19 protein-coding genes and 1 tRNA gene are annotated in these 22871 nt (G+C 56.5%); 14 read left to right on the top strand and 6 right to left on the bottom strand.

Going from position 1 to position 22871, the window contains the following annotated elements; all coding sequences use genetic code 11:
- Window positions 1–66 precede the first annotated feature (66 nt).
- From ACR0CZ_RS11380 to ACR0CZ_RS11370, 3 genes are all read left to right on the top strand, one after another.
- Window positions 67–924: a YihY/virulence factor BrkB family protein gene (locus ACR0CZ_RS11380; protein WP_170393012.1), complete on the top strand. Its 858-nt coding sequence runs from the start codon at window positions 67–69 to the stop codon at window positions 922–924.
- Window positions 924–2828, top strand: a complete 1905-nt coding sequence (locus tag ACR0CZ_RS11375) for a cytochrome c3 family protein (protein ID WP_170393686.1) — start codon at window positions 924–926, stop codon at window positions 2826–2828. Before ACR0CZ_RS11380 ends, ACR0CZ_RS11375 begins: the two co-directional genes overlap by 1 nt.
- Window positions 2829–2919: 91 nt before the next feature.
- A complete protein-coding gene (locus ACR0CZ_RS11370; protein ID WP_480536937.1) occupies window positions 2920–3114 on the top strand; it encodes a hypothetical protein in 195 nt (64 codons plus the stop codon).
- A gap of 6 nt (window positions 3115–3120) precedes the next feature.
- Here the strand turns inward: ACR0CZ_RS11370 and ACR0CZ_RS11365 are convergent, their stop codons facing one another.
- Both ACR0CZ_RS11365 and ACR0CZ_RS11360 read right to left on the bottom strand, forming a co-directional pair.
- Entirely contained in the window at window positions 3121–3837 is a 717-nt protein-coding gene (locus ACR0CZ_RS11365; RefSeq protein WP_170393014.1) for an RlmE family RNA methyltransferase, read from the bottom strand.
- A complete protein-coding gene (locus ACR0CZ_RS11360; RefSeq protein ID WP_170393015.1) occupies window positions 3837–4949 on the bottom strand; it encodes a Ppx/GppA phosphatase family protein in 1113 nt (370 codons plus the stop codon). The genes ACR0CZ_RS11365 and ACR0CZ_RS11360 overlap by 1 nt, the downstream gene beginning before the upstream one ends.
- Window positions 4950–5190: 241 nt before the next feature.
- Here ACR0CZ_RS11360 and ACR0CZ_RS11355 point away from each other — a divergent pair, with 241 nt between their 5' ends.
- The 4 genes from ACR0CZ_RS11355 (at window position 5191) to ACR0CZ_RS11340 (ending at window position 7699) form a co-directional block, all read left to right on the top strand.
- A complete protein-coding gene (locus tag ACR0CZ_RS11355) occupies window positions 5191–5487 on the top strand; it encodes a virulence factor (protein ID WP_170393016.1) in 297 nt (98 codons plus the stop codon).
- A 26-nt stretch (window positions 5488–5513) separates the two neighbouring features.
- Window positions 5514–6440: a methylenetetrahydrofolate reductase gene (locus ACR0CZ_RS11350; protein WP_170393017.1), complete on the top strand. Its 927-nt coding sequence runs from the start codon at window positions 5514–5516 to the stop codon at window positions 6438–6440.
- 9 nt (window positions 6441–6449) lie between these two features.
- Complete coding sequence (locus ACR0CZ_RS11345) at window positions 6450–7514, top strand: methyltetrahydrofolate cobalamin methyltransferase (RefSeq protein WP_170393018.1); 1065 nt, start codon at window positions 6450–6452, stop codon at window positions 7512–7514.
- Between the two features lie 111 nt (window positions 7515–7625).
- Window positions 7626–7699: transfer RNA gene (locus ACR0CZ_RS11340), tRNA-Gly, on the top strand.
- A 1-nt stretch (window position 7700) separates the two neighbouring features.
- On the opposite strand, the gene ACR0CZ_RS11335 is transcribed toward ACR0CZ_RS11340, so the two are convergent.
- On the bottom strand, window positions 7701–8558 hold the full coding sequence (locus ACR0CZ_RS11335) for a methyltransferase domain-containing protein (protein WP_170393019.1): 858 nt from the start codon (window positions 8556–8558) through the stop codon (window positions 7701–7703).
- 24 nt (window positions 8559–8582) lie between these two features.
- Window positions 8583–10628 carry an ASKHA domain-containing protein gene (locus tag ACR0CZ_RS11330; protein ID WP_170393020.1) on the bottom strand — a complete coding sequence of 682 codons (2046 nt, stop codon included), beginning with the start codon at window positions 10626–10628 and terminating at the stop codon, window positions 8583–8585.
- A 215-nt stretch (window positions 10629–10843) separates the two neighbouring features.
- On the opposite strand from ACR0CZ_RS11330, the gene guaB reads away from it, so the two are divergent.
- The 3 genes from guaB to ACR0CZ_RS11315 all read left to right on the top strand — a co-directional run bounded on the left by guaB (window position 10844) and on the right by ACR0CZ_RS11315 (window position 15911).
- Window positions 10844–12292, top strand: coding sequence for an IMP dehydrogenase (gene guaB, locus ACR0CZ_RS11325; protein WP_480536938.1), 1449 nt, complete (start codon window positions 10844–10846; stop codon window positions 12290–12292).
- 60 nt (window positions 12293–12352) lie between these two features.
- Window positions 12353–13516, top strand: coding sequence for an RsmB/NOP family class I SAM-dependent RNA methyltransferase (locus ACR0CZ_RS11320; RefSeq protein ID WP_170393022.1), 1164 nt, complete (start codon window positions 12353–12355; stop codon window positions 13514–13516).
- 103 nt (window positions 13517–13619) lie between these two features.
- Entirely contained in the window at window positions 13620–15911 is a 2292-nt protein-coding gene (locus ACR0CZ_RS11315) for an ATP-binding protein (RefSeq protein WP_170393023.1), read from the top strand.
- A 5-nt stretch (window positions 15912–15916) separates the two neighbouring features.
- On the opposite strand, the gene ACR0CZ_RS11310 is transcribed toward ACR0CZ_RS11315, so the two are convergent.
- Window positions 15917–16510 (bottom strand): sulfotransferase family 2 domain-containing protein, encoded by a 594-nt coding sequence (locus ACR0CZ_RS11310; protein WP_170393024.1) that lies wholly within the window; start codon window positions 16508–16510, stop codon window positions 15917–15919.
- Window positions 16511–16700: 190 nt separating this feature from the next.
- Between ACR0CZ_RS11310 and recA the strand changes: the two genes are divergently transcribed.
- The 4 genes from recA to ACR0CZ_RS11290 all read left to right on the top strand — a co-directional run bounded on the left by recA (window position 16701) and on the right by ACR0CZ_RS11290 (window position 21888).
- A complete protein-coding gene (recA, locus tag ACR0CZ_RS11305) occupies window positions 16701–17765 on the top strand; it encodes a recombinase RecA (RefSeq protein WP_170393025.1) in 1065 nt (354 codons plus the stop codon).
- Between the two features lie 180 nt (window positions 17766–17945).
- Window positions 17946–20618, top strand: a complete 2673-nt coding sequence (alaS, locus tag ACR0CZ_RS11300) for an alanine--tRNA ligase (protein WP_170393688.1) — start codon at window positions 17946–17948, stop codon at window positions 20616–20618.
- A 1-nt stretch (window position 20619) separates the two neighbouring features.
- Complete coding sequence (locus ACR0CZ_RS11295; RefSeq protein ID WP_170393026.1) at window positions 20620–20907, top strand: DUF1330 domain-containing protein; 288 nt, start codon at window positions 20620–20622, stop codon at window positions 20905–20907.
- A gap of 360 nt (window positions 20908–21267) precedes the next feature.
- Complete coding sequence (locus tag ACR0CZ_RS11290) at window positions 21268–21888, top strand: transglutaminase-like cysteine peptidase (RefSeq protein ID WP_170393027.1); 621 nt, start codon at window positions 21268–21270, stop codon at window positions 21886–21888.
- 101 nt (window positions 21889–21989) lie between these two features.
- Here ACR0CZ_RS11290 and ACR0CZ_RS11285 read toward each other — a convergent pair whose 3' ends face one another.
- The gene (locus ACR0CZ_RS11285; protein WP_170393028.1) at window positions 21990–22847 is read right to left on the bottom strand and encodes a hypothetical protein; all 858 of its coding nucleotides are present in this window, start codon (window positions 22845–22847) and stop codon (window positions 21990–21992) included.
- Window positions 22848–22871: the final 24 nt, after the last annotated feature.

Here is a 22871-nt window from a genome sequence, read left to right as displayed (position 1 = left end):
CATGAAATCGGTGGCCTGATCCGATTGGCGGTTCTGCCAAAGGAAAAGGCAGGCTAGGCTAGCGCAATGCCAACTGTTTTGATTCCCTCGTTCGGCCAATTCCTGCGTGCGCTCTGGCTTGCTGTGCGCCGATTTAATGACAAAAACGGCTTCGTCATGAGCAGCCACGTCGCCATGTCGTTGATGATGGCCCTGTTTCCATTCGTTCTATTCACGGTCGCGTTGGCAGGGGCCTTGTCACAGGGCTATGTGACCGATGAACTGATCGAACTGATATTTGGCGCCTGGCCCAAAGATGTGGCCGATCCCATCGTTTCAGAACTGCGTGCTGTTCTGGCCGGTGCGGGCTCGGGCGTGATCACTTTGGGTGGCTTGTTGGCGATCTACTTTGCCTCAAACGGAGTCGCCGCTGTGCGAAAGGCGATGGCGCAGGCCTATCACGACACGGACAATTGGCCGTTCTGGAAGACCCGACTGCTGTGCTTTGTGCTGGTCATAATCGGCGGTGCTGCCATTCTGGCCATCGCGGCGGTCGAAGTCGTTCTGCCGGTCTATACCCGTTTGGTTTCGGAAAAGACGGCAGTGGATGTGGACAACTGGCTGTCGGTGGATCGTCTGCGATGGACCTTTACCGTGGCTGTCCCCGCTGGCACCGTTCTTTTGGCTCATCTGATCTTGCCCACCCGACGGCACAGCCTACTACAAATCTTGCCGGGCGTAATCCTGACATTGGCTTTGTGGGCTGCAGGTGGATGGGGCTTTTCAATCTACATCGCCAAGTTTGCGACCTATAGCGCGACGTATGCCGGGCTTGCAGGGGCAATGGCAGCGCTGATTTTCCTGTACTTATGCTCGGCCATGCTGATCCTCGGGGCTGAATACAACGGCGCGCTGATCGATTTGCAAAACGAAGAGGGGCAATGATGTATCTCCGCGCTATCGTGATGACCGCGATCCTTTGGGCGACCGCGCAGCAGTCGCAGGCGCAGGACTATGTTGGATCAGACGCGTGCTCGGATTGTCATAAGGAAGAAACCGAAGCCTGGGAAAGCTCATACCATGCGCTTGCCTGGACTGAGGTGGAGGACGGCCATGTTCAGGCTGATTTCGATGGAACACGATTCTCGCATCATGGAATGAGCGTGGCCTTTGCGGATCAAGATGGAGCTCTTACGGCGCAAGTCACCGAAAAAGACGGCGTTACAACGACCTATCCGGTACATTCAGTGGTTGGTATCGCGCCGCTACAGCAATATCTTTTCGAAACCGAACCCGGCCGATTGCAGAGTTTTGATGTGGTTTGGGACGTCGAAAAGGGCCGTTGGTTCCACCTTTACCCGGATCAGGATCTGCCTCCGAATGATGGGCTGCACTGGACCGGTCCGTACAAAAATTGGAACGCCCGCTGTGCCGAGTGTCATGCGACCGGCTATGTGAAGAACTACGACTCTGAGGAAAGGCGCTATGCCTCGACACAGGTCGAAATTGGTGTCGGGTGCGAGGCTTGCCACGGGCCGGGCTCTGCGCATTTGGAGTGGACGACCGGAAAAGTGTTGCAAGACGGTTTGAGCGAGTTCGGATTCCCTACGACATGGGGCAGGGGGCAGACAGAAGCGGAAATTCAGCAATGCGCCGGCTGTCATTCCCGGCGCGAGGCGTTGGAAGAGGGTAATCCGCTTCCCGGCAAGCCGTATCACGACGCCTATAACCTGGCGTTGCTGCGACCGGGTTTGTATCACCCAGATGGTCAGATTTTGGACGAGGTCTATGTTTATGGCTCATTCCTGCAGTCGCGCATGTATGCAGAAGGGGTGGGTTGTGTGAATTGCCATGATCCGCACCGGGCTGAGGTAAAAGCCGAGGGTAATGGGTTGTGTACCCAATGCCACTCCCCCGCTGGCAACCCGGATTTCCCGACCCTTCGGCTGGCCGAATATGACACGCCCGCGCATCACCAACATGCTGAAGATTCTGCGGGTGGCCAATGCAAGAACTGCCACATGATCGAGCGTGTCTATATGGGGGTAGATGGCAGGCGCGATCACAGCTTCCGCATTCCCCGCCCTGATCTGGGGCTCGGAACTGATGCCTGCACCGATTGCCATGCGGATGAAGATCAGTCTTGGGCGGCGCAGCAGATTGAACTCTGGTTCCCGGAATCATCCTATAGAGTGGCGCATTATGGCACGACATTTGCAGAAGCAGGCAGTGGTCAATTGGACGACCCTGAAACGCTGGTCGCGATCGCTCTGGATGAAGGGCAGGCAGGTATCGTTCGCGCAACCGCTCTGTATTTGTTGCAACCTTTTGCAACGCCTGATCTTGCCGAGCGTCTGGCACCGTTGCTGGCCGATCCGGACCCACTGATACGTGCCAATGGACCGGTACTGCAGCGTCAGGTTCCTGCCCAGTTGCGCGCTTCGCGGTTAGAGCCGTTGTTATCCGACCCCATGCGCAATGTACGCATCTCGGCTGCGAAAGAGTTCTTATCGATCCCAGCGCAGGCCATGACGCAAGACCAACGCGCAAGCGCGCAGCAGGGCATGGCGGATTGGCAACGTAGCATTTCCAATCGTTTGGACTTTCCTGAGACCCATTTGGTGCTGGGTGGTTGGGCGCTTACGCTCAGAAACGCGCCGGCTGCAGAACGTGCATTCCGCGAGGTTGTAACGCTCGACCCGCAGCGCGTTGAGGCTTGGCCGATGCTGGTTCAACTTGCCCACATCAATCGCGGTGTTCAGGCTGCGTTGGCGACATTGGACGAGGCCTTGTTAGTTCTTCCCGATGATCCAAACTTAATGCAACTGGCGCAGGAACTCGGGAGATAACTGGCATGGAACTGGCAGATTTGCGCCATCTTCACGGCGCATTCTGCGGTTAGCCAACCGGTATAAGCACTCGGATTGCTACAGGTGATGTATGCCGGATCGCACCGCTACCCTCGCAAAGCCGCTGACGGCGGCCCTTAAAACGACGCTTGACCAGCGTATTGAAGAGCTGCGCGCGCGCAAGCCTGTCGATATCAATCATGGCGAAGCACTATTGCTGCAAGGCATAGCTGCAGCGTCTCTGCGGAAACAGAGTATAGCGCCGGGAAAGATCGATCTGGATTAACGCCGCTTAACCCCGGAAGCCGGTGGCGACAACAAACTTCTCGGAACTATCAGAACGTGAGGCCGGAGGCTTCACATTGGCAACCTTGTTGAATTTCTGCTTGAGCAGTTTCTGAAGGTCCCCCTCAGCCCCGCCAGCAAGCACCTTGGCAACGAAGGTGCCGCCCTCTTCCAGCACGTCGAACGCGAAATAAGCCGCCGTTTCGCACAGGGCCATGATCCGCAGGTGGTCAGTCTGTTTGTGGCCCGAAGACGCAGCCGCCATATCAGACATGACCACGTCCGCTTTGCCACCCAGCCAGTCCTTGACCTTCTGATCGGCGTCATCTTCCATGAAATCAAGGACATGCGCGGTGGCACCGGCGACGGGCTCAACCTCTTGAAGGTCAACCCCCAGAACGGTGCCGATGCGCTTGCCGCTTTTCTCGCCGAGTGCATTGACGCGTTTCACAGCGACTTGCAGCCAGCCACCGGGCGCACAACCCAGATCGACCACGCGCGCGCCGGGTACGAGAAACCGGAACTTGTCGTCCAACTCAAGTATCTTGAATGCCGCGCGTCCGCGATAGCCTTCGACCTGCGCGCGTTTGACATAGGGGTCGTTCAACTGCCGTTCCAGCCAGCGGGTCGAGCTGAGCTTGCGCCCGCGCGCTGTCTTGACCTTCACCTTCAGGTCGCGTTGCCCGCGACCCGAGTTGCTTTTGCCAGTTGGTGTCTTCGCCATCAGAACGGTCCGTCTTCCAATACACCGTCCGCACTCATTTGCGCATAAAGCAAACCCTCGCGCAGCCCACGGTCCGCCACAGAAAGGCGATCGGTGGGCCAGCAGCGCAACAGCGCCTGCAAGATGGCCGAGCCGGACATGATCAGGGCCTGCCGATCTTCTCCGATCCGGGGATCACGGCGGCGCCCACGAGGGCCGAGTTCTAGATAGCCTCGTATCACCTTGTCAATCTGATCGCTGGTCATCCGCAATCCGTCCACCTTCGTCCGGTCATAGCGCTTGAGGCCAAGGTGTGAGGCGGCGACAGTGGTCACCGTTCCGCTGGTGCCCACAATCTGAAACCCTTCGCGGGCCTGTTCATCCTTGTAAGGTGCGAAATCGGCCAGATTTTCTTCGAAAAACCAGCTCATAAGCGCAAAACGCGCGGCATCGTCTTCGACGTCGTTGAACTGATCACGCAGTGTTGCCACGCCCAGCGGGACGCTGATCCAATCAACCACCTTGGCCGCAGGGAAAGGGCTTTCAGGCGTGTGGAACCCGTTATGCAATCTCATAATCGCGGCAGGCCGATCCCGACGAGGAACAGAGGAGATGTCGATCCAGACCAATTCGGTTGAGCCGCCGCCGATATCGACGACCAACAATTGCTCGGTCTTGGTCGACACCAGCGGTGCACAGGAAATCACAGCCAGACGTGCTTCTTCCTCGGGCTGGATGATGTCGAGCGTCAGGCCGGTTTCGCGTTTAACTTGCCGGATGAAATCGCGTGAATTCTTGGCGCGACGGCAAGCCTCGGTTGCGATCAAGCGCATGCGCTTGACCTTGTTACGTTTGAGTTTTTGCTGACAAATCCGCAGCGCCTGTACGGTACGTGCCATAGACGCCCGCGACAACCGCCCGGTGCGTTCCAGACCGGCACCCAACTGCACCGATTTGGAGAAGCTGTCCACCACATGAAATCCACTGCCCTTGGGCTGGGCGATCAACATGCGGCAGCTATTTGTCCCCAAATCCAGTGCCGCATATAACGCATCTGGATCGGGTCTTGCCGGCGCGGGGCTTTCGACCGCTTTCGGGAACGCGCCCGCACCTCTGGGACGCTTGGGCGCCATCTTAAACGCCCTCCGATTTTCGAGTTACCCCGACCATAGGTCGCGCAATTGGATCACGCAAGACGCTCATTAAAGTCATTAGGATTTTGATGTTCGGTTTTGGCCACCAAGGCATTAAAAGCTGCGGTATGCAGCCGTGGGCAAAAAGGTCGCTGCAAATACGCCGTATGTCGAAAATCGACCGACTTGGACCCACATTGAAGTTTAGAACCGGTCCATCTGGTTAGGAGGAATCACGGTAATGCCTGACGTCACCATCGTATATTGGCGCGATATTCCCGCCCAAGTCATCGTCGGCAAGGGCCGTCGTGGCGCTAAGCGGCAGTTGGAAGAGCGGTTTGAACAAGCCATCGACCGGGCCGCAATGAAGGTGAACGCCAAGGATAGTGATGCCTATCTGGCCGAGTGGCGCAAAGCCGAGCCTTTCGCAGTTGAGGGCGACCCGTCCGAAATTGCCGAAGCCGAGGCCGCGCGTTTGGAAACAGAGTACGATCAGGACCGTATCAAGACCCTGATCGCCAATGACGGTTGGGCATGAGCCCCAGATCTTTATGGGAGGCCGCTATGGCTTTGCTGAACTTCAAGAAACGTGATGCGGTCGAAAACGGCCCTGTGAACCCGACCGTCGAAGCCTTTTTGCAGGGCTACTCGATCGAGGTGATGCCGCGCACTGCGGAAAAGGTCGAAGATTTCCGCGCGCTGCTGCCAGAAGGCACCCGTGTCTACATCGCCCATATCGAGGGCACGCCAATCGAAGACATGGTCAAAACCGCCAAGCGCATCGCGGCCGAAGGTTACCCTGTCATGCCGCATTTCCCGGCACGGATCATCAAGGATGCCGCGACGCTGGAAAACTGGATTTCCATGTATCAGGGTGAAGCGGGTGTCGAGCAGGCGCTTCTGCTGGCCGGTGGGGTCGCCAAACCGCATGGTGATTTCGACAGCTCGATGCAGCTGCTGGAAACCGGACTGTTCGACAAGGCGGGGTTCAAGCGACTGCACGTAGCCGGTCACCCCGAAGGCAACAAGGATATCGATCCCGACGGCTCGACCAAGAATGTCGATGACGCGCTGCGCTGGAAGCAGAAGTTTTCGGAAACCACCGACGCCGAAATGGCGCTGGCCACTCAGTTTGCGTTCGACGCCAAGCCGATCATCGCTTGGGCAGATAGCCTGAAAGAAGCGGGTATTGATCTGCCGATCCATATCGGTATCGCGGGCCCGGCGAAGCTGCAGACGCTGATCAAATTCGCTATCGCCTGCGGCGTTGGCCCATCGCTGAAAGTCCTGCAGAAGCGCGCCATGGACGTGTCCAAGCTGCTTTTGCCCTACGAGCCAACCGATGTGGTCACCGAACTGGCCAATCACAAGGCAGCCAACCCGGATTTCAATATCACCAAGGTTCACTTCTTCCCGCTGGGGGGGATCAAGACCAACGCCAACTGGGCGATCAACAACGGCGGCGCTTCGGCAAAGCCAGTTAACTCCTAAGGAACGGACATGACCCGTACAGTCGTAGAATCAAAAACAAAAACTGCCGTTCTGGGCTTTGACGAACCGTTCTGCGTTATCGGTGAGCGGATCAACCCAACGGGCCGTAAGAAACTGGCTGCCGAATTGGAAGCAGGCGATTTCTCGACAGTCGAAAAGGATGCTCTGGCGCAGGTCGCTGCAGGTGCGACCGTTCTGGATATCAACGCAGGTGTCGTCTACAACTCGAACCCCAACCCGAACGAGACCGAGCCGCCGCTGATGACCAAGATCGTCGAGCTGGTGCAGGGGCTTGTTGATGTACCGCTTTGCATCGATTCTTCGGTTCCGGGCGCTTTGGAAGCCGGTCTTGAGGCGGCGGAAGGTCGTCCGCTGTTGAACTCGGTCACCGGTGAAGAAGAGCGTCTGGAACTGGTTCTGCCACTGGTCAAGAAATACAACGTACCCGTTGTGGCGATCTCGAACGATGACACCGGAATCTCGGAAGACCCTGATGTGCGTTTTGCCGTCGCCAAAACCATCGTTGAGCGTGCAGCCGATCACGGCATCCCGGCTCACGACATCGTGGTCGATCCGCTGGTCATGCCGATTGGTGCGATGGCAACTGCTGGCCAGCAGGTGTTTGCTCTGGTCCGTCGTCTGCGGGAAGAGCTGGGCGTGAACACCACATGCGGTGCGTCCAACATCTCGTTCGGCCTGCCGAACCGTCACGGTATCAACAACGCCTTCCTGCCGATGGCAATGGGTGCTGGAATGACTTCAGCGATCATGAACCCGGTGGCTCTGCCGGTTACGCAGAAGAAGATTGCTGAAAAGAAAGAGGCCGTTGCTGCCGCCGGTATCATTCTGCCCGAGGATATGGACGACGAAACCTTTGTACAGATGTTCGGTCTGGGTTCGACCCTTCCGCGTGCGGGCAAAGAGATGGAGGCCATCCGCGCCGCCAACCTGCTGACCAACAACGACGCACATGGCGGTGAGTGGATCAGGTTCAACAAACCACCCGCCGAGGCCGGAGCCGAAGGCGAGGGTGCACGCGGACGTCGTGGCGGTGGTCGTCGTCGCCGCGCTTAAGGTAAATAAAACAATGGATTGGGCCGGATTTTTTGATCCGGCCTTTTCGATTCGTCAGCGTTTGTTGACCCTTGAACCCCAGTAAAGAGCAGTGCTAATCAATGCCCAGCGGCGGGTATGATGTAATGGTAGCCTGTCAGCTTCCCAAGCTGAACGCGCGGGTTCGATTCCCGCTACCCGCTCCAATCATTCTGCGCGTCGGGCCTGATAGAGGTTGATCATCGCCGGGATGAGGATCTCCGAACCAGACTTATACTGTCGGAACTCTTTTGCGACCGCTTCTTGAATAGCGTCAGTATCAGCCTCACTCCCTTCGAAATGAGCAACAACACGGCCCGCAGGACCAACACGTGTCACCAGCCTCGCCGTGCCTTCAACGCCGCCAAAACCCGTCAGGTTCACTGTGATCGCGTCGCCGGTTATTTCAGACAACCCCGCTTGGGTCATCAGACCTTTGACATGGTTGATGTCGTGGAACGCCAGCGGCCCGGGCGCATAGCGGTCTACGCGGGGCGGTTGACCCATTCGCCGAACGGCGGCGACATGGGGTATCTTGAACCACGGGTTGACGTCCAATGGCCCCCAGGAAGCGAACGTCATTTGCCCACCGGGTTTCAGTGCCAAGGCGATGTTTCGGAATGCTGCGATCGAGTCGCTAAAAAACATGACACCAAACCGGGAGATTGCGGCATCCATTTGTCCGGGTTCAAACGCGTAGGTTTGCGCATCCGCGTGCTGAAAAGTGATAGTCTGTATCCCGTTGCTTTCAGCACGTTTGGCTGCGCGGTCCAGAAACGGCTGCGATATATCGGCCGCCAATACGTGTCCTTCGGCCCCAACCGCGCGCGCCGCTGCGATTGCACTGACGCCTGTGCCGCATCCGATATCCAGCACTTGCATACCCGCCGACAGGGCGGCCCGGTCCAGAACGAGATCAAGAACGGGCGCGAAGGCGTGGTCAAGCTGATCCTCAAAGGTCAGCCATTTGGTGCCTTGTTCCGAGTTTCCCCAGAATTCCGCCTGTTCCTCGTTCACTGATGTCATATTCGCCTCCTGTGGATGGGGCGACTATGACCTCCGGCGGCGTCGACGGCCAGATTTTTCCTCATCCCCGCCGCCGGTATTGAAGGACGGAGCGGGCAGGGTGACGACCTGCGCCAATTCAGGGAACGGATCGGTTTTGTGCGGGATCGCATTGGCGGCGACGAAATGGTCCTGAAACTTGGGCTCGATTGCCGTTTCGACCTTGGTGATCTCGCGCACCACGCGTTCGATCTCGGCCCGCGATCCGATGTTACACAGCGCGATCCGGGCACCGGTTCCAGCGGCATTACCCGCGCTGGAGACCTTCTCCAGCGGTGCATCAGGGATCATACCCAGCACCATCGCGTGTTTGGTCGAAATATGCGCGCCGAAGGCACCGGCAAGTACCACGCGATCCACACGGTCAACCTCCATCTCATCCATTAGGAGACGCGCTCCGGCGTAGAGCGCGGATTTAGCCAACTGGATGGCACGGATATCACCCTGAGTTACCGTGATACGCGGACCGCCCTCGGCGCTGGCGTCGTGGATCAGATAGGAGTTGGTGCGGCCTTCGGGAACGCAACGCGGTGTGCCCGTCTGCGCGGCCGAGCCGATCAGCCCGCTTTCGTCCAGAAGACCTGCAATGCGCATCTCGGCCACGGCCTCGATAATGCCTGAGCCGCAGATACCGGTGATGCCCGTGGTGGCAATGTCCTGATCAAAGCCTTCGTCATTCGACCATTTTTCGGACCCGATCACGCGGAAACGCGGTTCTTTGGTGACAGGATCGATTTCGATTCGTTCAATCGCACCGGGCGCGGCTCTCTGGCCCGAGCTAATCTGGGCACCCTCAAATGCGGGGCCGGTGGGTGACGAACAGGCCAGAACGCGGTGGGTGTTGCCCAGCAAGATTTCCGCATTGGTACCCACATCCACGATCAGTACCAGATCGTCGGACTTGCCGGGTTCCTCGGATAGGGCAACGGCAGCGCAGTCCGCACCCACATGGCCCGCAATACACGGCAGGATGTAGACCTGCGCGCGTGGATTCATCGTGGTCAGGTCCATCTCATGCGCAGGCAGGGACATGCTTTCGGACGTCGCGAGCGCAAATGGCGCCTGACCCAGTTCGACTGGGTCCAGACCCAGCAAAAGATGGTGCATGACCGGATTGCAGACGAACACCGTTTCGACGATCAAAGCGGCATCGATCCCGGCCTCATCAGCGATTGAAGTGGTCAGATCGTTGATCGCTTCGCGCACGGCCCGGGTCATTTCCTTGTCGCCACCGGGATTCATCATGGCGTAAGACACGCGGCTCATCAGGTCTTCGCCGAAACGAATTTGCGGGTTCATCAGGCCGGAAGAAGCCTTGACTTCACCTGTTTCCAGATCGGTCAGGTGCGCAGCGATGGTGGTCGAGCCGAGGTCGATAGCCAGACCGTAAAGCCCATGTTCGTGCAGGCCGGGCCAAATTTCGACGATACGGGCCACGTTGTCCTTGAGGCCTTTGTGGACGGCGACCGTGACCTCCCATTTCCCTTTGCGAAGCACTGGCTGCAGCTTGGACATCAGGGACAGGTCGGCGGTTATTGCGTCGATCTTCCACTGCTCGCGCAAGGCGCGCTCTAACCGTTCCAGATCGCCTGTGGGCGAGTGCATGTCGGGTTCTTCCACCACCACGAAATACAGGCGTGTAGCAGGGTCCATGGTGATGGCGCGGGCGGCGGCGGCCTTGCGGACCACCTGACGGTGAACCTGGCTTTCAGGAGGCACGTCGATCACCACGTCACCCTGAACCGAGGCCTGACAGCCCAAACGGCGCCCGGGTTTCAAGCCTCGCTTGTCGTCATAACGCTGTTCAACCGCGTTCCATTCGCTCAGCGCGTCCTCCGAGACGGTCACGCCATGCTTGGGAAACTCGCCATAGCTGGGGGTGATCTGACATTTCGAACAAATACCGCGTCCACCGCAGACTGAATCAAGATCGACACCCAACTGGCGCGCTGCCGTCAGGATTGGCGTGCCAACGGGAAAGTGCCCGCGTTTGCCGGACGGGGTGAAAACGACAAGAGGATCGGTGGTCATGAATGGCCTGCCTTTGTATTCGCGCGTATGCCGGCGAACATATGGGTTTGAACGCAAAGGGAAAGGGCATTCAGCGGCACGTTTTGCATTGCTTGCGTCGTTTTCGGGCGTGGTAGAAGCCCGCAGGGGAAAACAACTTGGGTTCGGGGCTTTCCCTCTGGTGAAATCCATGCAATAGGGTCACCGTCAAACGGGCTTTTGCATGGGGTTATCAAATGCAGATTCGTGAGGCACTCACCTTCGACGACGTTCTTCTGGTTCCGGGCGCATCTTCTGTGCTGCCGGCAACGGCAGATACGAGCACACGCGTGACGCGTGAAATCACTATGAACATCCCGCTGCTCAGTTCGGCGATGGACACGGTGACCGAGGCGCGCATGGCCATCGCGATGGCACAAGCCGGAGGGATCGGAGTTGTGCACAAGAACCTCTCAGTCGAGGAACAGGCGCGTGAAATTCGTCGGGTAAAGCGGTTCGAATCCGGTATCGTCTATAACCCTGTGACGTTGCGCGCGGATCAGACACTGGCGGATGCGCAGGCTTTGGTCGAGCGGTATAATTTCACAGGTTTCCCTGTGGTAGACGAAAGTGGCCGGGTCGTTGGTATCGTCACGAACCGAGATATGCGCTTTGCAACCTCGGATGATACGCCGATCCACGCGATGATGACTTCGGACAATCTGGCGATGCTGCAAGAGCCTGCCGATCTCGAAGAAGCCAAAAGCCTGATGCGCGCGCGCCGGATCGAAAAACTGTTGGTTGTTGACGGTGGTGGCAAACTGACCGGTTTGCTGACCCTGAAAGACACCGAACAGGCTGTGCTGAACCCTACTGCATGCAAAGACCGCCTGGGTCGCCTGAGGGTGGCAGCGGCTACCTCGGTTGGTGATACAGGATTTGAGCGGTCTGAGCAGCTGGTGGATTCAGGCGTCGACATCATCGTTGTGGACACGGCACACGGCCATTCGCAGGGGGTGCTGGACGCGGTAAAGCGCGCCAAGACACTGTCGAATGAGGTGCAGATCATCGCCGGGAACGTCGCCACAGCTGAGGCAACGAAGGCGTTGATCGACGCGGGCGCTGACGCAATCAAGGTGGGCATCGGGCCGGGATCTATCTGCACAACACGGATGGTTGCGGGCGTTGGGGTTCCACAGTTGACGGCGATCATGGATTGCGCTGCTGCGGCCGGGGATGTTCCGGTCATCGCGGATGGCGGGATCAAATTCTCGGGCGATTTTGCCAAGGCCATAGCGGCGGGTGCGTCTTGTGCCATGGTCGGCTCAATGATCGCTGGTACGGATGAAAGCCCGGGCGAAGTCATTCTGTATCAAGGACGTTCGTTCAAATCCTATCGCGGCATGGGCAGCCTGGGTGCGATGGCACGCGGCTCGGCGGATCGCTATTTCCAGAAGGACGCCGCGAATGACAAGCTGGTGCCCGAAGGGATCGAAGGTCAGGTGCCGTACAAAGGGTCCGCAAGCGCTGTTGTGCACCAACTGGTTGGAGGTTTGCGCGCGGCGATGGGCTATACCGGTTGTGCCACCGTCGATGAGATGCGCCAGAACTGCAACTTTGTCAAAATCACTGGCGCAGGTTTGAAGGAAAGCCATGTGCATGACGTTCAGATCACACGGGAAAGCCCCAATTATCGCGTGATGTAAGTTTGTGAGACCCTTCAGGGGGTCTCTCGAAATTGATCGTGTAGACGAACGGAAAACGCGATGACACCTGCTGCTCGGGTACAGGCCTCGATCGAGATCCTCGATGACATTCTTGCCGGTGCACCGGTCGAGAAGGCGTTGACCGGCTGGGCTCGACGCAGTCGGTTCGCGGGATCTAAGGATCGCGCTGCGATCCGGGATCATGTGTTTGATGCATTGCGGTGCAAGCGATCCTTCTCGGCGCTCGGTGGATCCGAGACGGGGCGCGGCCTGATGATCGGTGCCGCCCGATCCTTGGGCTCAGACTTAACTTCAGTGTTTTCGGGCGAGCGATATGCACCTGCAGAGGTAACCGAGGCTGACCAACCCAGGTCATTTCAGAGCGACGCAGAACGTCTGGATATCCCCGAATGGTTGTGGCCTCAATTTCAGGCCGCGTTGAAGGACGAAGCTGAACTTGCCGCAGCCACGCTACAATCGCGCGCTCCGATTCATCTGAGGGTCAACCTGCTGAAAACTGACCTGCCTACAGCCATTCAGCGACTGGCTGCCGAGGAGATCACGGCGCATCCACATCCGGCCTGCGATACTGCATTGGAAGTTACCGAGGGCGCACGCAAGATATCTCAGAGCGGTCCGTATACAGATGGGCTGGTTGAGTTGCAGGATGCCGCAAGCCAGGCGGTTGTTGCCGCGCTTGATTTGCAGCCAGGCATGCGAGTTCTGGACTACTGTGCAGGCGGCGGTGGTAAGGCTTTGGCTTTGGCGGCAAGGGCCCTCGGCGTTCACGTCTTTGCCCATGATGCCAGTCCCAAACGCATGCGGGATTTGTCAGCACGCGCGGCAAGGGCGGGCGCAGATGTCACGATCTTGACCACAGGCCAAGTCTCCAGTCAGGCGCTGTTCGATGTCGTTTTGACAGATGTGCCCTGTTCCGGCAGCGGATCGTGGCGCCGAGCACCGGCAGGGAAATGGGCGCTTACACCGGAGCGCTTGGACGAGCTGACGCAGATTCAGGCCGCTATTCTACGAGACGTTTCACCTCTCGTTGCGCCCAAAGGCGTGCTTGCCTATGCGACCTGCTCGATGCTGACGATTGAAAACGACGGCATTATTGATGGATTCTTGGCCAGCAATCCCGAATGGCAGAGCAGATACCGCAAAACGTGGCTGGTTTCACACGGGACCGATGGTTTTTTTACAGCACACTTGACGCGAATATAAACTTTAAAACACAACCTTAAGAAGTTTATGTCACTGATCATTAAGCAGCAATTAACCATTGCAGGCAGATATTGATCAGAAATTGTAATAATCCGGGCTGTTTATGTCTATTCAATCTGAATTTACCCCCTCTCGATCAAGTGGATGGGGCATTGATCGTGGGCGCTATGCCTCACTGGCATTGATCGCCATTTTATTGAGCGTACTTTCCTTCTTTGACGTCTTGCCGCCACGGTTAAGTGCCGGGGTCGCAGCCGTTGGCTTGTCCTTCCTGGTAGTAGTGGTCTTTGCCTTGGCGCGTGCTTGGATATTGAATCAGATCGAAGCGCAAACATACGCTGCGATGACGGGTTTTCTAGAGCAAGAAACCGATGCCTGTGTCATTTCGGATGCGACGGGCGAGGTGCTAGTTGCAAACGCTCAGGCCAATGCGCGTCTTATTCGGAACGCGGGTACGCGACTAGATGAGTCTCTGCGTACCGTATTTGCAAACCCGTCGGCGGCGCTGTTGCGTTTGCAGTCTCATGCCCTGAAACGGGGTTTTTGGGAAGAAGATGTTGTCACGCGCGGACAAACAATACCGGTGTCTGTTTCAAAGCTGGGTGAAAATCGGTTTTGCTGGCGTTTTAGAATAGATGCACCCCAGATCTGGCGCAGCGTGCAGCGGCCGGTTCTGACGGTCGGACGAAATGACGTGGTGCTGGATGCCAATGATGCGGCTATCGAGCTTTTTGGTCAGATTCCCACATGCCTCAAGCCGATGGTTCAAGCTGGCGGTGCAGTTGATGGTAGCATCATACAGATTAAAACCGGGGAAACCGAAGCACCATTCACTGTCACAACGCTAAGGCACAGCGGTATTGTGCGTGAGTTGCTTTTAACGCCGCTGCAGCACGCCGAAGGACCGCAGCACACGACATCATTTGCAGATTTGCCAGTTGCGATCATGTGCATGTCTCCCGATGGAGATGTTAGCGAAGCAAACCACCTCGCAGTTGAATTGGTCGGTGAGATCCAACCGGGGCGGACGAATATCGAAAGCATGATGCAGGGGCTCGGCTATCCGATCAGGGACTGGCTGGCGAGTGCTGCCGAACAAGGCGCAGCACCGCGGTCTGAATTCCTGCGTTTGGTGCGCAAGGACAAAGAGGTATTTGTGCAAGTTACGCTGTCACGGATTCTCAGGGATGGTCAGGTTTGTCTTATTGCGGTTCTGAACGATGCCACCGAACTGAAAACGATGGAGGCGCAGTTTGTCCAAGGCCAGAAGATGCAAGCCGTTGGGCAATTGGCTGGCGGGGTCGCACATGATTTCAATAACTTGCTGACGGCGATTTCGGGGCATTGTGATCTGTTGCTGTTGCGCCATGACCAAGATGACCCGAATTACGGCGATCTTATACAGATCAATCAGAACGCCAACCGTGCTGCAGCGTTGGTCAGCCAGCTTCTGGCCTTTTCGCGCAAACAAACGCTCCGGCCCGAGGTGCTGGATCTGCGAGATACGATTTCAGACCTTATCCATTTGCTAAACCGTCTTGTGGGCGAGAAGGTCCGCCTGACGCTCAGTCATGATCCGGTGCTCAAATCCGTCTGCGCGGACAAGCGCCAGTTAGAGCAGGTCTTGATGAACCTGGTCGTCAATGCGCGTGATGCGATGCCTGAGGGTGGGGAGATTCGGATCGAGACCGAAGTAGTGACATTGGATCAATCGATCACGCGCGATCGGGCTACGGTACAGCCGGGAGAATATGTTACGGTCAAAGTCATCGATAGCGGCATCGGGATTCCTGCAGACAAACTGCAAAAAGTGTTTGAGCCATTTTATACGACCAAACGCACAGGCGAGGGGACGGGGCTGGGGCTATCGACTGTTTACGGGATCGTAAAACAGACTGGCGGTTTCATATTTGTCGACAGTGTGCAGGACCGGGGAACGGAATTCACCGTGCTCTTGCCTGTGAGTTCCCGGGTCCAAGAATCGGAGCCTGAGGCCCCCGATACGTCAGAGGTGCAAAGTTCCCGATTGGGTGAAGGCGTGGTTTTGTTGGTCGAAGACGAAGCCCCGGTGCGCGCCTTCGCGACGCGGGCGCTTCGCTTGAAAGGCTACACTGTGCTTGAAGCTGAATCAGCCGAAGATGCGCTGCAATTGTTGGACGACCCCAATTTGCTGGTGGATGTTTTTGTTACCGATGTCGTCATGCCCGGAATGGACGGCCCGACCTGGGTGCGCGAGGCCATGAAAACACGGCCTGACGTGCGGGTGGTCTTCATGTCAGGCTATACTGAGGGGGCATTCGGCGAATCTGGTCCTCAGATCGAAAATTCCACCTTCCTACCCAAGCCGTTTTCGTTGACCCAGCTGACCGAAGCGGTGTTTCAGCAAATGAATTGAAAACGCTATTCGGCAGCACGATACAATGCGTATTCTGCGGCGTTCAATGATTGGAACCGGAGTTCAGTTTGTTTTGAGAAGTCCATCGGGCAAGCGGGCGAGACGTTCTCACGCGGTAGATCGATTTTACATTCCAGCCGATTCTGAAGGAAATCCATTATCTTTTGCTGGCTGTCATATTTGAAGATATGCGCAACACCTTTACCGTTACTGCGGGGTCGCAAAAAATCGGTTTGGCATCCCACATCTGCGTAGGCCGGGCGGGGGTTTTGCATATAGGCGTCAAGGAATGCCTCGAAGCTTAAACCTTTTGTGGAATGCGGATGACCTGCCAATTCGGCGCGCGTTCGATATCGATACCAACTTCCCAACCAATCGACAGGTTCGCGCACAATGGCCATGACGTCCATTTCTGCATCAAACATCTTGCGAAACATGGTCTGGAAGAAGCGATCATAGCGACGCATGTTCGAATGTTTCAGGTCTGTTGGTCCGGATACAACGATATCGGCCCTATCGCGTAAAGCTGATTGATACGCGGTGGAGCCGGTCTTTGGAACAGACAGAAGCGCAAGCCGCTTTTCATAGAAAACAAGCATTTATCTTTTCTCTTCAACGCCTTTCAAGTCTCAGATTGTCGTAAACGACTCTTTAACACAATTGCTGAAGAGTAGTTTTCATAAGTTTTAGTTGAAATGTTCTCTTTTTGGTCCCATAAGGAACAAGAGGCGAACAAAGCAGCGATTGCCGCCCGATCAAGGGTGTGACAAAAGAGAAGGCGACAGGACAATGGCGGATCTTCTGACGATGAGCGACAAGAAAAACGCAGACAAGCAAAAGGCGCTCGATAGCGCATTGGCCCAGATCGAACGGCAGTTCGGCAAGGGCTCGATCATGAAGTTGGGCGAAGATTCCAAGCAGGATATCGATGCGAGCTCGACCGGATCGCTGGGCTTGGATATCGCGCTGGGGATCGGCGGCCTGCCGATGGGGCGGATCGTCGAGATTTATGGCCCGGAAAGCTCGGGTAAGACCACGCTGACGCTGCACTGCATCGCTGAACAGCAAAAACGCGGCGGAGTCTGCGCGTTCGTCGACGCAGAACATGCGCTGGACCCTCAATATGCGCGCAAGCTGGGTGTGGATCTGGATGAATTGCTGATCTCTCAGCCCGACACCGGCGAGCAGGCCCTTGAGATCACCGACACCTTGGTGCGGTCGGGGGCCGTGAACATGGTCGTGGTCGACTCGGTTGCGGCGCTGACGCCGAAATCCGAGTTGGAAGGCGACATGGGTGACAGCAGCGTGGGTGTTCAGGCCCGGCTGATGAGCCAGGCGATGCGCAAGCTGACCGGCTCGATCAATCGCTCGAACTGCATGGTGATCTTCATCAACCAGATCAGGATGAAGATCGGTGTGATGTTTGGCAGCCCGGAAACCACTACCGGTGGTAATGCGTTGAAATTCTACAGCTCGGTCCGTCTGGATATTCGCCGTATCGGTGCGATCAAGGATCGGGACGAAGTTGTGGGCAACCAGACCCGCGTCAAGGTCGTCAAGAACAAGGTGGCACCGCCGTTCAAGCAGGTGGAATTCGACATCATGTATGGCGAAGGCATCAGCAAAATGGGTGAGCTTCTGGATCTGGGCGTCAAGGCCGGTGTGGTCGAAAAGTCGGGTTCGTGGTTTAGCTACGGTGATGAGCGGATCGGGCAGGGGCGTGAGAATGCCAAGCAATATCTGCGTGACAATTCCCGTGCGGCGCTCGAGATCGAAGACAAAATACGTGCCGCGCATGGGTTAGACTTTGAAATGCCACCCGAAGCGGAAGAGGATGACATCCTCGAAGCTTAAAGCGTGCCTGAGGGGGAACCGAAGAAATCCCCCGGCACCCCGGTAGTGCTAAAATATCTGGAACAGGGTGGCCCCTCGGGGCCGCCTTGTTTCGTTTCGGATGGGCCAATGCTGTGGACACTCACGGGGGGTGGGGCTAAACCTTTGCTGACCATAACGACTGCGCGCCGAGAGAGCCTTATGCCAACGCTGAACGACATTCGATCTACCTTCCTGAACTACTTTGCCAAGCAGGGGCACGAAGTGGTTGCGTCCAGCCCGCTGGTTCCGCGCAATGATCCGACACTGATGTTCGTCAACTCGGGTATGGTTCAGTTCAAGAATCTGTTTACTGGCGTCGAAACCCGCGACTACAGCCGTGCTACCACTGCACAGAAATGCGTGCGTGCAGGCGGCAAACACAACGATCTGGACAATGTGGGCTATACCGCTCGCCACCATACGTTCTTTGAAATGCTGGGGAATTTCTCATTCGGGGATTACTTTAAGCATGAGGCGATACCGTTCGCTTGGGAACTGATCACCAAAGAGTTTGGTATCGATAAGAACCGTCTGTTGGCCACTGTCTATCACACCGATGATGAGGCATTTGAAATCTGGAAAAAGGTTGGTGTCCCTGAAGACCGGATCATCCGCATCGCTACCAATGACAATTTCTGGCAAATGGGCCCTACCGGCCCCTGCGGCCCGTGCACCGAGATTTTCTATGACCACGGTGATCACATCTGGGGTGGGCCTCCGGGTTCGGCTGAGGAAGATGGTGATCGGTTCATCGAAATCTGGAACATCGTTTTCATGCAGAACGAGCAGTTCGAAGACGGCTCGATGGTCGAACTCGACATGCAGTCGATCGACACCGGCATGGGATTGGAACGCATTGGTGCGTTGCTGCAAGGCAGCCACGACAATTATGACACCGATCTGTTCAAAACGCTGATCGAAGCCTCCGCGGATGCGACCGGTGTTGATCCTTATGGGGATCAAAACGTGCATCATCGCGTGATTGCGGACCACTTGCGTTCAACTTCGTTCCTGATCGCGGATGGTGTGATGCCGTCAAATGATGGGCGAGGGTATGTTCTGCGCCGTATCATGCGCCGCGCGATGCGCCATGCGCATCTGTTGGGGGCCAAAGATCCGGTGATGCACCGCCTGGTACCCACATTGGTGCAATTGATGGGTGCGCAATATTCAGAGCTCGGTCAGGCGCAGCCACTGATCGAAGAGACACTGCTGCTTGAGGAAACTCGGTTCAAGCAAACTTTGGATCGCGGTCTGAAGCTGTTGGATGAGGAAGTCTCGGGCTTACCTGAAGGCGATCCACTACCCGGAGACGCGGCGTTCAAACTGTATGATACCTATGGTTTCCCGCTCGATCTGACGCAGGATGCGCTGCGCGAGAAAGGACGAACCGTCGACACCGATGGATTTGACGTGGCCATGGCCGAACAAAAAGCCAAGGCTCGCGCGGCGTGGGCCGGGTCTGGCGAATCTGCCGATCAGGTGGTTTGGTTCGATGTGCTGGATGCGGCTGGTGCGACCGATTTCCTTGGCTACGATACTGAAAAGGCCGAAGGGCAGGTCGCTGCGTTGGTGGTCGATGGTGCATTGGTCGACAAGATCGAGAAGGGTGGTACCGGCTGGGTCGTAGTCAACCAGACACCGTTCTATGGCGAGGCTGGCGGCCAGGTCGGCGACACCGGTGAAATTCGCAGGCTGGATGAGCGCGACGATATCGCCCGTGTTGAAGACACCAGAAAGTTTGCTGATGGCAAAGTCTATGCTCACAAGGTCACGATTGATCATGGAGCGATCTCAAAAGGTGACGCAGTTGAGCTGGAAGTCGATCACGCGCGCCGCACGGCCATTCGTGCCAACCACTCCGCGACGCACCTTCTGCATGAAGCCCTGCGTGAGACATTGGGTGACCACGTGGCGCAGCGCGGGTCGCTCAACGCATCAGATCGTTTGCGGTTCGATTTCAGCCATTCAAAAGCGCTGACAACAGAAGAAGTGCAAAAGGTTGAACGAGAGGTGAACGCCTTCATCCGTCAGAACTCGACCGTGGAGACCCGCATCATGACCCCGGATGACGCCCGAGAATTGGGTGCTCAGGCCTTGTTCGGTGAGAAATACGGGGATGAGGTGCGTGTGGTTTCGATGGGCAAGGCACCCACCGGTAAGGGTCAGGATGGTGAGACATGGTCGATCGAACTGTGCGGTGGTACCCATGTGCGCCAGACCGGTGATATCGGAACCTTCGTCGTGCTAGGTGACAGTGCCAGCAGCGCGGGCGTACGGCGGATCGAGGCTTTGACCGGTGATGACGCGTTTAAGTATCTGTCGAAACAGGATCATCGCCTTTCAGCGATTGCGCTTGAGTTGAAAGCCCAGCCGGATGACGTTGTGGCACGTGTAAAGAATCTGTTGGACGAGCGTAAATCGCTGCAGAACGAAGTTGCGCAGTTGCGCCGCGATTTGGCGATGGCCGGAGGTGCGGGGCAGGGCAGTGGCGCTGAGGCGCGCGATGTGAACGGTGTGGCGTTCTTTGCGCAGTCGCTCTCGGGTGTTTCCGGAAAGGACTTGCCTGCATTGATTGATGAGCACAAAAGCCGTCTGGGTACGGGCGCAGTATTATTGATTGCTGATACCGGCGGCAAAGCGGCTGTCGCAGCGGGTGTCACTTCGGACCTGACAGACACGGTATCTGCGGTGGATCTGGTCCGCGCGGCGGTGACCGAACTTGGCGGCAAGGGCGGTGGTGGACGGCCTGACATGGCACAGGGTGGGGGCAAGGATGCCTCAAATGCAGAGGCTGCAATCAAGGCGGCTGAACAGGTTTTGGGAGGATAAGATGCCAGCACTTTGGATCGCACACGTTACTGTGACTGATGCCGATGCTTATGGAAAATACGCCGAGCTTGCAGGGCCGGCAATTGCGGCGCATGGGGGTGAATTCATCGCCCGCGCGGCACGTTACGTGCAGTTAGAGGGCAAAGAGCGACCACGCAATGTGGTCGCCCGCTTCCCAACCGTCGAGGCTGCGGTAGAGTGCTACAATTCTCCTGCATATCAGCAGGCATTGGATCATGCCCGTGGCGCCAGCGAGCGAGAGCTGGTGGTCGTTGAAATTACCGATTGAGAATCAGGCTAAATCTACTTTTGCATGAAACTTGCAAATTCTGCCCGGCCTAGAGCGGTGCGACATGCCATGCATTTTAGACTGGGCGGCTCTTCACGAGCGCTCTGAATTTATATGCATTATTACAATGGGTTGTGCGTACTTCCTGTTGGTTTTGAACATATTTCTCTGTCCGATTGTGGCACTTCGCGCCACTTTCTTGCGCGGAAATGGTCACGAAAAGTGACGAATTTCCGCCGTTTTTTCCGCTCAATCTCGGATTTGATTGCGTGACAACCACGGTTTGCGGATATGGTCCGGTATTCAGATGGGTTCTGATCCACGCAATTTACAGGGATTAATAGGACTCGAGGGACAGGCATGAAATTCTTTGGTACGACCTTAGACGCCTACTTAAAGAGCGCTGCCAAGCTTGGCGGGCTGTTTGGTTTGGCTATCCTGATTAACGGTTCGCTGTTGTTTGGGACTGAAGCATCGGCGAAAGATGCCGCGTTTATCCCGAGTATCGCTGCCTCGCCACCACCCTCCGGCGCGCGTCAGCTTTGCGGTAAGTATTCGTGGGCATGTGCGCAAAAAGGTATCGGTTCCTTATCCACCAGCCAAGAATTGAAGCTTGTCAAAGAGATCAACCGCCGCGTTAATCGATCCACGCGAGAGGTCACGGATCAGTCGCAATACAAAACCAGTGAACTTTGGGCGCTTCCGACCTCGCGCGGTGGTGACTGCGAAGATTTTGCGCTTCTAAAGAAAAGAGATTTGATCCAGGCTGGTTTCGACCCTCGTAAACTACTGCTCGCGACAGTGTTGGATACGCGCAGAAACTCTCATGCTGTTTTGGTCTATCGGTCAAGCGACGGCGATCTGGTTCTGGATAATTTGACCAATCAGATCAAGCCTTGGAAGGCGACGCGCTATCTGTTCCTGAGGATGCAAGATCCTAAGCAGCCCGCCAGATGGCTGGGAGTTTATGGAAAAAGCTGAGTTCTTCGACCTCAACTAGAGTGGGCGGGTGCATCTGCACGCCGCCCATCCGCTATTCTCGTCAGTGGCGCTATGGTCGCGCACAACCCTGATCGAAGGAATTAATGACCGCGATCATCCTCTTTTTCGCGCTCAGCTCTGCGTTCTTGGGATTTGGCCCTGTCTTTGACCCGTTTGGCTTCGGCTATTGACAGTTTTCCCAAACGCTCTTGCGACTGCCGGGCACTTTCCCGGTACATCTTGGCGTTAGCGGCATGTTGTTGTGCGTAGGCACGTTGCTCATTAGCCCAAGCTTGGCTTTCTTTGGCCCACCCAGCAAACAGTCGCGCTTGTTCCCTTGCCTGCTTCGCACCCTTTTTATCGCCAGCGTCACGTAGTTGCTTGGCTTTTTCAGAATAGTCTTTAGCCGTTTGCCGGTGCTGCTTGATTGTCTTTCTTTTATCTTTGACTCTTTCCCTGTATTCCCTTGCCTTTTCACGCTCTTCTTTCGCCTTTTTCCTGTTTTCCTTTGCCTTTTTTCTTTCTTCCTTAGCTTTTTCGTCGTCGCCGTTTGGCTTCTCAGGCGTATCGGGCGTATCGGGCGTGTCAGGCGTATCAGGCGTATCGGGTGTGACCGGGGTATCAGGCCTATCGCGCTCGGTTCTTTCGTCTGAGGCACCGTCACCCGTGCGCTGTGGGTTTATGCCGATGCTCGCAGTCGGCAAGTCAGTCAAAACTGCTGCAAATCTCGGGCAATCAAGAATTGTACGCTCCAGGATCGACTCGAAGTCGGCGCGTCGCTGGATATACCGGAGCATGCCCGAAGTAACCACGTCACACGCACAAAGAGTGTTCGAAGAAACAGACTGTTTGGCCGTGCTCACAGTGCACGTACCAGCTGCCTGAGCGGAATTTCCGAAGGTGAAGGGTAAGATTGCAGAAGCAAAAGCAATCGATAACAGTTTGGATCTAATGCGCATCGCACGCTCCTTAAGCACTCGTTA

This window comes from Ruegeria sp. H9, assembly GCF_056532915.1.
This window is presented reverse-complemented; position numbering and strand designations above follow the sequence as displayed.